9 protein-coding genes and 2 pseudogenes are annotated in these 12,218 nt (G+C 71.8%); 3 read left to right on the plus strand and 8 right to left on the minus strand.

The window, feature by feature from the left end; all coding sequences use genetic code 11:
* The 3 genes and pseudogenes from CCN39_RS51560 to CCN39_RS04600 all read right to left on the minus strand — a co-directional run.
* Positions 1-102, minus strand: a pseudogene (locus CCN39_RS51560) (DNA-binding response regulator); the annotation flags it as partial.
* Positions 99-1,199: a MacS family sensor histidine kinase gene (gene macS / locus CCN39_RS04595; protein WP_244210617.1), complete on the minus strand. Its 1,101-nt coding sequence runs from the start codon at positions 1,197-1,199 to the stop codon at positions 99-101. The pseudogene CCN39_RS51560 and the gene macS, both read right to left, overlap by 4 nt.
* Before the next feature lie 32 nt (positions 1,200-1,231).
* A complete protein-coding gene (locus CCN39_RS04600; RefSeq protein WP_086838668.1) occupies positions 1,232-2,434 on the minus strand; it encodes an AI-2E family transporter in 1,203 nt (400 codons plus the stop codon).
* 225 nt (positions 2,435-2,659) lie between these two features.
* On the opposite strand from CCN39_RS04600, the gene CCN39_RS04605 reads away from it, so the two are divergent.
* Together CCN39_RS04605 and CCN39_RS04610 are read left to right on the plus strand one after the other, a co-directional pair.
* On the plus strand, positions 2,660-3,640 hold the full coding sequence (locus CCN39_RS04605; protein WP_086838670.1) for a hypothetical protein: 981 nt from the start codon (positions 2,660-2,662) through the stop codon (positions 3,638-3,640).
* 205 nt (positions 3,641-3,845) lie between these two features.
* Complete coding sequence (locus CCN39_RS04610) at positions 3,846-7,253, plus strand: PE-PGRS family protein (RefSeq protein ID WP_244210618.1); 3,408 nt, start codon at positions 3,846-3,848, stop codon at positions 7,251-7,253.
* A gap of 203 nt (positions 7,254-7,456) precedes the next feature.
* Here the strand turns inward: CCN39_RS04610 and CCN39_RS04615 are convergent, their stop codons facing one another.
* Together CCN39_RS04615 and CCN39_RS04620 are read right to left on the minus strand one after the other, a co-directional pair.
* Positions 7,457-8,227, minus strand: coding sequence for a dioxygenase family protein (locus CCN39_RS04615; protein ID WP_086838673.1), 771 nt, complete (start codon positions 8,225-8,227; stop codon positions 7,457-7,459).
* A gap of 67 nt (positions 8,228-8,294) precedes the next feature.
* Positions 8,295-8,687 (minus strand): MarR family winged helix-turn-helix transcriptional regulator, encoded by a 393-nt coding sequence (locus CCN39_RS04620; protein WP_086838675.1) that lies wholly within the window; start codon positions 8,685-8,687, stop codon positions 8,295-8,297.
* 66 nt (positions 8,688-8,753) lie between these two features.
* On the opposite strand from CCN39_RS04620, the gene CCN39_RS04625 reads away from it, so the two are divergent.
* Positions 8,754-9,206, plus strand: coding sequence for a MarR family winged helix-turn-helix transcriptional regulator (locus CCN39_RS04625; protein ID WP_086838677.1), 453 nt, complete (start codon positions 8,754-8,756; stop codon positions 9,204-9,206).
* Here the strand turns inward: CCN39_RS04625 and dnaB are convergent.
* The 3 genes and pseudogenes from dnaB to CCN39_RS04640 all read right to left on the minus strand — a co-directional run.
* Positions 9,203-10,606, minus strand: coding sequence for a replicative DNA helicase (gene dnaB / locus CCN39_RS04630; protein WP_086838679.1), 1,404 nt, complete (start codon positions 10,604-10,606; stop codon positions 9,203-9,205). The genes CCN39_RS04625 and dnaB overlap by 4 nt on opposite strands.
* 506 nt (positions 10,607-11,112) lie before the next feature.
* Positions 11,113-11,904 carry an ESX secretion-associated protein EspG gene (locus tag CCN39_RS04635; RefSeq protein WP_086838680.1) on the minus strand — a complete coding sequence of 264 codons (792 nt, stop codon included), beginning with the start codon at positions 11,902-11,904 and terminating at the stop codon, positions 11,113-11,115.
* 115 nt (positions 11,905-12,019) lie between these two features.
* A pseudogene (locus tag CCN39_RS04640) lies at positions 12,020-12,218 on the minus strand (hypothetical protein); the annotation flags it as partial.

Consider the following 12,218-nt stretch of genomic DNA (forward strand, 5'->3'; position numbering starts at 1 on the left):
CCGGACGTCGAAGCCGTGTTCGGTCAGGTCGCGGGCCACCCCGTCGCGCCAGATCGGGTGGTCGTCGACCACCATCACGGAGATCCGCGGTTCGTCGCTCATCTCGCACCCCTCGTGCTCGGCACCCTGACCTCCCACTCCGTGCCCCGGCCGGGCCCGGTGTCGAGGGTCGCGCTCCCCCCGAGATCGCGGACCCGCCCCCGGATGGATTCCACCACGCCGAGGTGCCCGTCCGCGGCGGCTTGTTCCAGAACGCCGTCCGGTATGCCCGGTCCGTCGTCGCGGATGCTCACCACGACCTCGTCGCCGAGGTCCTCCAGCAGCACCCAGGCGTGCGCGTCCGGGCCCGCGTGCTTCTCCACGTTCGCCAGGGCCTCGCGGGTGACGGCGACCAGTTCGGCGGTGACGTGCGCCGGCAGCTCGACGTCGTCCGCCGGGGCCGCGACCTGCACCGACGACGTCGCGAGCACCTGCAGCGCGGCGCGCAGGCTCATCGTGCCGCTGTCGTTCAGCTGCACCGGCTCGGTCGTCACCAGCGACCGCAGCGCGATCTCCTGCTCGCCGGCCAGCCGGGCCAGCTCCGCCGCTTCGCCGCCGACCTCGTTGCCGCGCTTGCGGACCCGGGCGAGCACCTGCAGCACGCTGTCGTGGATCGACCGCGCCAGCCGCTCCCGCTCGGCCGTCGCCGCTTCCTTCCGCAGCGCCTGCTCCAGCCGCGCCGCCGACCGGCGGGCCATCGTCGAAGCCATGCCGACCAGCAGGCCGGCGGCGGCGAGCAGGACGCCGTCACGGGCGACGTCGAGGTCGAACTTCTCCCGCGCCAGCGCGGTGGCCACGCCGACGACCAGCCCGGCCAGCACCCCGCCGGCCGCGCCGAACCGGGCGCCCGCGGCGACCGGCGGCACGGCCGCCCACACCGTGGTGATGAGCGGGACGTTGAGCGCGAACTGCGCGTCGCTGAGCACCCACGGCGAGCTCAGCAGCAGCCCGGTGGTGAACACGAGGTCGAAGACGACCAGCGCCGGCGGCCGCGTCCGCTCGCGCAGGTAGAGGAAGCCGCTCACCACCGACCACACGGCCATCACGCCGAGGATCGTCCACGCCAGCCACTCACGCCGGTACAGACCGCTCTGGACGATCACCGTGCCGCAGGCGAACGCCCAGGTGAGGAAGCGGAAGGCGAGCACACCCCGCCACATGGGCGTGACGGGGTCGGGTGTCCGCCGGACGGTCACTTCTCGTCGTCTTCGCCACGCGTCGGCACCGTGGCACCCGGCGTCCCCGGCTCGGCGTCGTTCGGCTGCGCGGCCTGGTCCTTGAGGACGTTCACCTCGGCCGGATCCGGGTCGGTCTCGTGGAGCAGCGACCGGATGCCCGCGTTGAGCACGGCCAGGATCGGCACCGCCATCAGCGCGCCGGCGATCCCGCCCACGACGAGGCCGCCGGTGATGGCCAGGACGACGGCGAGCGGGTGCAGCTTGACCGCGCGGCCGAGCAGCAGCGGCTGCAGCACGTGGCTTTCCAGCTGCATCACGCCGATCACGATGGCCAGCACGATCACCGCGCCGATGAACCCGTTCGTCACCAGGGCGATCAGCACCGCGACGCCGCCGGTGATCACCGCGCCGATGATCGGGATGAACGCGCCGAGGAACACCAGCGTGGCCAGCGGGATCACCAGCGGCACGCCCACGATCCACAGCCCGATGCCGATGCCCACGGCGTCGACGACCGCGACGGCCGCCGTCGCCCGCACGTAGCTGACCAGCGACGCGAACCCGCGGCGCCCGGCGACGTCCACCCGGTTGCGGACCCGGGCGGGCACGCCGTGCACCAGGAACGTCCAGATCCCGTCGCCGCCGCTGAGGAAGAAGATGGTGATGAACAGCGTGAGCAGGAAGCCGGTGACGATCTCGCCGACCGTGCTCGCCGTGGTCAACGCGGTGTCGGTGAGCCAGGCCTGGTTGTTCTGCAGGAACCCGAAGACCTGGTTGATGAACTCCTGGATCTGCTCCTGGCGCAGGTGCGCCGGGCCGTTGATCAGCCAGTCCTTGATCTGGTTGAGGCTTTCGTTGAGCTGTTTCTGCAGCTGGGGCAGGCCGGAGGAGAACTGGGTGACGACGAACGTCAGCAGCCCGCCCAGCACGGCGAGCCCGGCGATCAGCACGACCGCCGTCGCCAGCCCGCGCGGGAACCGGACCGCCACCAGCTTCTGCACCGCCGGCGCGAGCAACGCCGAAACCAGCAGGGCGATGCCCAGCGGGATGACGACGACGGACAGGTAGCCGACCGCCCACACCACCGCGTAGAGCGCCGCGACCACCACGATGAACCGCCACGCGAGTGCCGCGCTGATCCGCAGGCCCCGGGGGATCAGCCCGGTGACGTCCTCGTGCTCCGGCAGGAACTGGTCTTCGCGTCGCGCGTGGGTCACCGGCTCACCGTAGCGGCTGGACCGCCCGATTCGGCCGCTTTCCCGCGGCCGCGTCCGACACGCGTGACGGCCAGGCATGATCACCGACCGTCAAATCGGGCTACACCGTGTGTCTTTCACACGATGGGGGCATCAAGTCGTGTCGAGGGTGCGCGGCGCGGCGCCGGTTTGATTAGGTCGCTTCCGCAACGACCGGATCACGAACGAAGCACGAGGAGACGACGAGTGGCGAACACCGCGGCGAACGAGGGGCAGGGCGTCAAGCGCGCCGGCCGTCTCGTGTCGCGTGCGCTGCTCGTGCTCGGCGGCGCGGTGGCGGGTACTGCCGCCGCGTGGCTGGTCTCCGGTGCCGCCGCTTCCGCGGACACCGTCGAGGTCGGCACCGCCTCCGTCACCCCGGTCACCGACGCCACCGCGGCCGGGATCGGCGACGCGAACCGCGGCGCCGGTCACTTCGCGGGCGAGGTCGCCGGCTCGGTCGCCGACGCCGCCTGCCACCAGGACGCGACGACGTGGAGCGAGCCGCAGGCCCCGCGCCCGTGCGGCCGCACCGACGCGGGCACCCTGCAGCGTGAGGTCTCCGAGAACGTCGGCGATTCGGTCACCGACCTCGCTGACGACGCGGTGCTGAGCCCGGCCCAGCGCACCCTCGGCGCGTTCGAGCACATCGCGCGCAAGCCGGAGGACACCCGCCAGGTCATCGAGGAGACCATCGCCCCCGCGCCGTCCGCCGACTTCGGCCGCCAGGTGTGGCAGCTGCTCGACCCGGCCGGCCACGGCGACCTGGTCCCGCTCCCCGGCCTCCCGGGCGTCGCCCCGGTCGAGGGGGAGCCGGTGACCTCCGGTGCCGGCCAGGTGGCGGGTACGCCCGCCGTCTCGACCGTGGAACTTCCCGCCGCACTGCGAGCCGCGCTCGCGACGACGGCGGGGTGGCAGCAGGACGGCACCGGTGCCGCGGGTCACTCCCGCGACGGGCACCGTGATCTGCCGTCGCCGCTGACTCCGGCGCAGCTTCCGATCGCGCCGGCCGTCCCCACCGCCCCGGGTGGCAGCACTGCCCCCGGTGGACACCTCGACGGGTTCAACTTCGGCGTCCCCTTCTGGACGACCGAAGCCGTCGACTCCGCCGTCGCGGCGATGAGCCGCGCCGGCCTGCGCCACTCGCTGCGCACCCCGGGCGAACAGCCCGGCGTCACTCCTGACTGAACACCTCCCTTCACGGGTCGCTGACGCGTCCACGCCCGTCGTTCCCTGACGGCTTCGCGTCCGCGCAACACCCGTGACACGGCGGTGCGCTTTTTCGCGCCCGCCCCAGTTCCACCCCCTCCGTGCGCTCGGACGCCATCCCCTTTTTCGACGAGCGCACACCCATGAACCCGCAAGGGAACCCGAAATAAAGGAGAAAAACCCCATGCAGACGTGGGCAAAGCGCGGACTCCAGACCGCATTTGTCACGGGTGGGTTGCTGATGCTGGGCACCGGCATCGCCTCGGCTGACGAGAACGTCAACCCTGACACCCCTGCCTCACCGCTCGACCTGAACGTGACGGCTCCGATCCAGGAGTCCAACAACGCGGTCGGCACCCCCTTCGGCCAGCTGGACCTGCCCGCCGGGCAGACGGAGCTGAGCACCAAGCCGGTCACCAAGGCCGCGAACGAGGCTGCGAAGCAGTTCGACGACGCGAGCCCGATCAGCGAGAGCACCCTCGGCGGGGCCACCAAGGCCGACGGCGCGGGCAAGTTCACCCCGGGCCACAACAACCTCAAGGGCAACAAGGTCACGGGTGACCTCGTCGTCCCGATCCAGATCGTCGACAACGCGATCGGCGTGATCGGCGACGCGAACGTCCAGGGCGGCGACCACTCGCAGACCTGGACGCACGACCAGGACGTCAAGACGACGGGCCAGGACTCCAGCCTCGCGGGCAACGCCGTCGCCCTCGACTGGGCGCTCCCCGTCCAGATCGCCGGCAACGGCGGCGGGGTCGCCGGCGGCACCGGCCGCGTGACCGGTGGGTCGGCCAGCCAGAGCACCACCGAGACCGGGGACGTCGACACCGACGGCGACGGCTCCGCGCTCTCCGGCAACGTGGTGGCGGGCCAGTTCGCCACCCCGGTGCAGGTGACCGGCAACGCCGCGTCCTTCCTGCTCGGCAACGGGCAGAGCCACGGCTACTCGGCCGACACGGTCGCCACCTCCGGCGGCTCGCTGCTGAGCTCCGGCGACCAGGCCTCCGGGTCGGGCAACGTGGTCGGCGCGCCGATCGCCCTGCCGGTCAAGTTCAACTGCAACTCCGGTGCGGTGTGGGGCTCGCTGTCGAACTCCGACGGCTGCGACACCTCCGCCGACGCCACGGCCGGGGCCACCCGCAAGGGCAGCCTGGGCATCCCGACCTACCTCGAGACCAGCGGCGACGACTCGTTCCTGTCGGGCAACGGCGGGGCTGCCTCGCTGTCCCCGATCGCGAACGTCGCGGGTGTCGCGGGCTCGTGGATCGGCAACGCCTCGACGGGCATCCCCTGCGCCGGCAGTTCCTCCAGCACTGTCGACTCGGGTGGCTTCGTCAAGACCACCGGTGACAACTCGAGCGGGTCGGGCAACGTCCTCAACCCGTCGATCGCGCTGCCGGTCGAGGCCTTCGGCATCGGTGGCACGTACATCGGCCAGGCGGACGCCGCGCACGACAACACGACCGACGCCAACGCCGGCAACGGCAGCTACACCAAGGGCAACGGCGCCGTCCTCGGCGGCAACATCGTCAACACCCAGGCCGCGGGCGCGCCCGAGGTCTTCGGTATCGGCGGCAGCCACATCGGCAACGCGACCGGTTCGGCGACCGAGGACAAGACGGTCACCGCCGGGGCGTACGACGGCACCCAGGGTGCCAACTCCTCCGGCTCGGGCAACGTCGTCCAGGTGCCGGTGGGCCTGCCCGCCGAGGTCTTCGGCATCGGTGGCTCGTTCATCGGCCAGGGCTCCGGCGCGGCCGACGAGACCAAGGTCGTCTCCGGCGGCGGCGGTGGCAGCACCGTGGACGACGGTGGCTTCCTGAGCTCGAACCTGGGCACGGTCCCGGTGTCGACCCCGGTGCAGGCCGCCAACATCGGTGGCGCCTTCATCGGCCAGGGCCACGGCAAGGGCTCGACCGACACGACGTCCAACGCGGGCGGCGACGTCAAGGCCCACGGCCCGGCGGGCGCCGGCGCGGGCAACATCATCGAGGCCCCGGTCGCGCTGCCCGTGCAGGCGATGGGCGTCGGTGGCGCCCTCGGCGGCATCGGCACCGGTGAGAACGACAACATCACCGACGCGATGGCGGGCGGCGACGCCGTGACCGACGGTCGCGACGGTGCGTTGACCGGCAACATCGTGAAGGCCCCGATCGCGGGCGCCGGCTCGGTCTTCGGCGACGGGATCGCCGCCGCCGCGCTGGGCACCGGCAAGGGCACCAACGACGTCGAGTCCCAGGCGGGCGGCGACGCCACCACCAGTGGCGACCGCGGCAGCGTGGCCGGCAACATCGTCGGCGTGGACCCGCTGGCGGTGGCGCAGGTCTTCGGTGACGCCGCCAGCGTGGCGGGTGTCGCCAAGGGCACCGGCATCAACATGACCGAGGTCGAGAACTCGGGCGACGACACCACCTCCGGTGTCGAAGGCGCGATCTCGGGCAACATCCTCGACCTGCCGGTGACCGCGATCGCGCAGCTGTTCGGCGACGCGGTGACCGTGGGCGGCGTGGCCCACGCCGTCGGCGACAACACGCTGACCACGAACAACGGTGGCAAGGCTGTCACCGCGGGCGACCAGTCCGCGCTGTCGGGCATCAACGCCTACCACGCGTTCGCGCTCCCGGTGCAGATCTTCGGCGTGCCGCTGGAGCTGCTCGGGGTGGCCACCGCGCACGCGACGGACATGACCAGCATCGACGACGAGGCCGCGGACCCCATCGCGTTCCCGGTCGAGGGTTCGGAGCTGGCGGCGGACGAGCTGCCGTCGCTGGCCGCGCTCCGCAGCGGCCTGCCCACCCAGGGCGGCCTGCCGTCGGTGGACGGGCTGTCCGGCATGCTGCCGGTCGCCGGCCTGCTCGGCGGGCTGCCGTCGGTCGACGGGCTGACCGGTGCGCTGCAGACCAGCAACCTGTCCACCGAGGGCCTGCCCACCCAGGGCCTGCCCATGAGTGGGCTGGGCACCGTGACCGGGCTCGCCAGCAACGTGCCGGCCACCGGGCTGCCCACCCAGGGCCTGCCCGCGCTGCCGGTCGCGGCTCCGCTGGCCACCCAGCGCGCCGACGTGCCGCCGGTGACCAGCCCGCTGTCGGGCGCCTCCGGCCTGGGGCACCTGCCGGCTCCGGCGCTGCCGAAGCCGTCGCTGCCCACCGCTTCGGCGCTGCCGGTGAATGGCCTGGCGTCGCTGGGCACCCTCGGCGGCCACGGCACCGAGCGTGCCGACGTGCCGGCGGGCCTGCCCGTCGCGGCCCCGGCGCTGCCGGCCCTGGGTGGCGTTCCGGCGCTGCCGAAGCCGGCCCTGCCGGCGCTGCCCACCGCGCTGCCCGCGGTGAACGGCCTGTCGTCGCTGGGCTCGCTCGCGGGCCACGGCACCGAGCGTGCGGACGTGCCGGCCACCGGCCTGCCCGTCGCGGCTCCGGCGCTGCCGCTCGAGGTCCCGGCCGCCCTGCCGACGGCGCTGCCCGTCGCCCCGGCCGTGCCGGTGAACGCCAAGCTGCCGGTGCTGGACAGCACCCCGCAGGTTCCGGCGATGTCGGGTCTGGACTCCACCGGCTTCCTCGCGAAGCTGATGGGCCTGGTCAAGCGCAAGTAGTGCGGTGAAGCCGGGCGGGTTCGGCCAGAACCCGCCCGGCCACAGACCCCGCTGTCGCGGGCGGACGTTCCACCGCGCCGCGAGGGTGACCTCGCACGGAGCGTCCCCACCCGCGATCGCGGACCTCGAAAAGCGCTCCTTCCCTGGAGGCAACGAGCCCCAGGAGCCACTCGGCTCCTGGGGCTCGTTCGCGTCTTCGGGGATCAGGAGAACTGGAGCGAACGCTTCGCCAAGCCGTGCCAGAAGCCGTCGATCACCGTGCGGCCCGAGCTCTCGTCCGAGGTGGCGCCGAGGGAGACGAACAGCGGCGCGAAGTGCTCGATCCGCGGGTGCGCGAGCGCCGCCGCCGGCGCCTTGTGCCGGAAGTCGAGCAGCGTGTCGACGTCACCGCCGCGCAGGACCTCGTCGCCCCAGTGGTCGAACTCGGCCGACCACGCCGGCGGTGTCCCGTCGGTGGCGCGGGCCATGCCGCTGAGGTTGTGGGTGAAGAAGCCGCTGCCGATGATCAGCACGCCTTCGTCGCGCAACGGCGCGAGCTTGCGGCCGAGGTCGAACAGCTCCTGCGGGTCGAGCGAAGGCATCGAGACCTGCAGCACCGGGATGTCGGCGGCCGGGAACATCTCGACCAGCGGCACGTAGGCGCCGTGGTCGAGGCCGCGCTCCGGCGCGTCGTGCACCGGCGTCTCCGTCGAGTGGAGCAGCTTCCGGACCTTGGCCGCCAGCTCCGGCGCGCCCGGAGCCGCGTACTTCACCTGGTAGTAGCGCTCGGGGAAGCCCCAGAAGTCGTACACGAGCGGCACGGTCGTGGTCGCCCCGATGGTCAGCGGTGCCTCCTCCCAGTGCGCCGACACGATCAGGATCGCGCGGGGTTCCGGCAGGTCGGCCGACCAGGCGGCGAGCTGGCGGGTCCACGTGGTGTCGTCGGCGAGCGGCGGCGCTCCGTGGCTGAGGTAGAGGACCGGGGTGCGGGTCATCGACGGCTCCAGTTATTGAAAGTTCAACTACTAGAGTACCCGACACCGCCGCGGCCCGGGATATTCCTCAGCCGGCTTCGAGGTTCGCGGCGCACCGCTCCAACGTCCGCAGTGTGGTGCGGTAGTCGTCCTCGCCGATCCCCTCGACGGCCTTCGCGCGGAACTCCTTGATGCGCGCTTCGACACGGGCGTGGGCTTCGCGACCGTCGGCGGTCAAGGCGCCGTCTTCGGCGACCCAGCCGCGGGCGCGCAGGTCGGCCAGCTTCGGGGTCATCGAGCCCTCGCCGGCGACGAACGGTGCCATCGCCGTGTCGACCTGCTCCGGGGTGCGGGCGCCGAGGGCGATCGTGTTGAGTACCTGCCAGTGTCGGCGGGTCAGCGACTCCACGTCGAGGACCCGGGCCATGGAGGATTCGAGGAGCTCGTGGAGGTGGCGGAGCCACCAGCCGAGGGGTTTCATGAGGACTCCGATATGTCAATGGACAACTACATGTAAAAGTACATGTAGTTGGGAGGTGGAGCAACCATGACGGACGCGGTGGCCGACGTCGAGCGCGCCATGATCGCGATCCGCCGCAGCCAGCAGCGGCGAGCCCTCAGCCGGATCGGCAAGGCGAGAGGCCGTGGCGCGCACGACCCGGTGTTCGAGCTGCTCGACGTCGTCGAAGAGCTCGCCGAGCGCGGGGAGCCCGGCACGGTGACGGCCTTGAGCGCGGCGATGGGCGTCGACCAGCCGCGCGCCAGCCGGCTCGTGGCGCGCGCGGTCGAGCAGGGACTGCTGCGCCGCGAAGCCGACCAGCGCGACGGACGGCGTGCGGTGCTAGTGCCGACCGAGGCCGGCCAGGCGCACCTCGACGAGCTGCACGCCTTCCGCCGCGGGGTGTTCGCGGAGGTCATGGCGGACTGGCCGGAGGAGGACCGCGAGACGTTCGGCCGGCTCCTCACGGCCTTCGTCCGCGGGTACAGCGCTCTCGGCTAGTCGTGCGAGAGGTCGACGAAGCGGCTGTAGTGCAGCTGGTGCGCGACGGTGATCGTCGCCGTCGGCCCGGCGCGGTGCTTCGCGATGATCAGGTCCGCCTCGCCCGCGCGCGGGTCGTCCCGCTCCCAGGCGTCCGGGCGGTTGACCAGGATGACGAGGTCGGCGTCCTGCTCCAGTGAGCCGGACTCACGCAGGTCGGACAGCATCGGGCGCTTGTCCGTGCGCTGTTCCGGACCACGGTTCAGCTGGCTGATCGCGATCACCGGGACCTCGATCTCCTTCGCCAGCAGCTTCATCTGCCGGGAGAACTCCGAGACTTCCTGCTGCCGGGACTCGACGCGCTTGCCGGACGTCATCAGCTGGAGGTAGTCGAGGACGACGAGCTTGAGGTCGTGCCGCTGCTTCAGCCGGCGCGCCTTCGCGCGGATCTCCATCATCGTCATGTTCGGCGAGTCGTCGACGAACAGCGGCGCCTCGGAGACCTCGCTCATCCGGCGGGCCAGCCGCGTCCAGTCGTCGTCCGACATCTTGCCGCCGCGCATGTCGGCGAGGCGGATCTTGGCCTCGGCCGACAGCATGCGCATGACGATCTCGGTGCGGCTCATTTCCAGCGAGAAGATGACGCTGGTCAGGCCGTGCCGGATCGACGCCGAGCGCGCGAAGTCCAGGCCGAGGGTCGACTTGCCGACACCGGGGCGGGCCGCGACGATGATCATCTGCCCGGGGTGCAGGCCGTTGGTCAGCTCGTCGAAGTCGGCGAACCCGGTCGGGATGCCCTGGGACTGGCCGCCGCGCGAGGCGATCGCGTCGATCTCGTCCATCGTCGGCTGCAGCAGCTCTTCCAGCGCGACGTAGTCCTCGCTGGTCCGCCGCTCGGTGACGTCGTAGATCGCGGCCTGCGCGCGGTCGACGACCTCGTCGATGTTCGCGCCGTCGCCCGCCGCCGCGCCGTAGCCGTACTGCACGATCCGGGTGCCCGCCTCGACGAGCCGGCGCAGCACCGCCTTCTCCGAGACGATCTCCGCGTAGTAGCCCGCGTTCGCCGCTGTCGGCACCGTCGCGATCAGCGTGTGCAGGTAGGGCGCGCCGCCGACGCGGCCCAGCTCCCCGCGCCGCTCCAGCTCGGCCGACACCGTGATCGGGTCGGCGGGCTCGCCGCGGCCGTAGAGGTCGAGGATGCAGTCGTAGATCGCCTGGTGCGCCGGCTTGTAGAAGTCGTCGGGGCCGAGCGCCTCGATGACGTCGGCGACCGCGTCCTTCGACAGCAGCATGCCGCCGAGCACGGACTGCTCGGCCGGGATGTCCTGCGGCGGCTGGCGGTCGAAGCCGCCGGGGCCGGGGTCGCTCGGACCCGGGTCTTCCTCCGCATACATCGGACTGCGGTCGTCGGTCAGCGCCACCGCCCCGGACACCTCCTCATTGTGTCGAACACCCGTTCGATTATGCCGGATCTTCGCTCTCGAAGCACGTGGCCGCCGCTCGTGCGCCCGGCCACCCGGACCTCGTCCCCCGATGATCGGCGACAACGTCGGCCGGCTGCCGCAGACACGCGGAGCGCCACCGTGAGTACAGGCCCGAGCGGGCACGCTAGATCCCCCGGAAGGCCGATGGCAATTCAGGGTGGGGACCCTTCTGTGGACAACCTGTGGATGAACGGGGGTAACCAATCACAGGTGCCGCGAGAGCTGTGGACAAGTTGGGGACAAGCGTGATCGGCTTTGGTGAATCCGCTGGTCAGGAGCTGTGTACAAGGTGTGGAGAACTCGCCGAAAACTCGTCCGGCGTGTCGCGGGAAGTCCGTTCTTCGGCGTGTCGTGGACCAGCTCGAGCCCATTGAACCGCGCGGCCTGTGGATGAAAATCACGGAGGGTAGACAGGTAACCCGGTGGGCTGAACGGCTCGTCACTCAGGCCGCAGTGAGCCGGCCCTGTGCGCTGCGTAACCGGTCAGCGAGAACGCGCTGGTCGGCCGGGGTGAAGGCGATCCGGTTCTCGCCGCGTCCCGGAATCTCCTCGGTCAGCCAGCGGCCTTCCGAGGTATCGATGTAGTTCACCGGGCGTTCGATCCGGTGCCGCGCGCCGGTGCGGCTGCGGGCCGCGACGTAGAGGCTGCCGCTGCCCATCCGGCGCAACCCGAGGATCCGGCGGAGCTCCTCGACCTCCTGGGAACCCTCGGCCGGGCGGTCGCTGCGGAGCACCGCGAACCCGCCGCCGTCGTCGCCGCGGGCGGTCCCCTCGATCTGGCTCTTCGGCACCGCGAGCGGTGTCCCGCGGCCCGGCGCCAGCTTCGGGATCTGGCCCAGGAAGTCGTCGAGCAGTTCGCCGGGCCGCGAGGACTCCAGCACGACGGCGTCCAGCTCCTCGTGCTTGGCCAGCACGAACGCCTCGCCGCCGGCGCTGCCCGCGAGCAGCCGGTAGCTCACCGCCTTGCCCTGGAACCCGCCGTCGATCCAGCCGTAGTACTCCAGCTGCGGCCGGGCGATCGCTTCGATCGTCGCGACGAACCCGGGGTGCATCCCGCGCGGGCCGAACAGACCGGCCTTCGCGAGCTCGGCGTTGGTCTGCTCGTCCTCGGCGCGCTGGGCCTCGTCGCTGTACCAGGTCGGCGTCTCGGACAGCACCGTGTGCGGCTCGCCGCCCCGGCGCCGGATCAGGTTGATCAGGGTGCCGGCCGAGATGGTGACCTGCCTGTCCAGCACCGCTCTTGCCCCCAGTGAGAATCGGACACAGTGAAAATCGAACTCGATGAACCCGGTGATCACGGGAAACGCCGGGCGCGCCCATCTTGGCACGCGCCCGGCGGGCCCGGGTGCGCTACTCGCCGATGACCGGCGGTGCGGTCAGCTCGTCGGTCCCGAAGATGTCGTTCGGGTCGTCGCCGAGCAGGTACTTCGACGTGCGTTCCTCGTCGCCGCCGCCCTGGCCCTTGGCGCCGCCGGGGTGCATGCCGCCCATGCCACCCATCCCGGAGGCACCGGCGCGGCCCGCCGCGGCGGTGCCTCCGGGATGGGTG

The sequence above is a fragment of the Amycolatopsis kentuckyensis genome (assembly GCF_002155975.1).
GTDB lineage: Bacteria > Actinomycetota > Actinomycetes > Mycobacteriales > Pseudonocardiaceae > Amycolatopsis > Amycolatopsis kentuckyensis.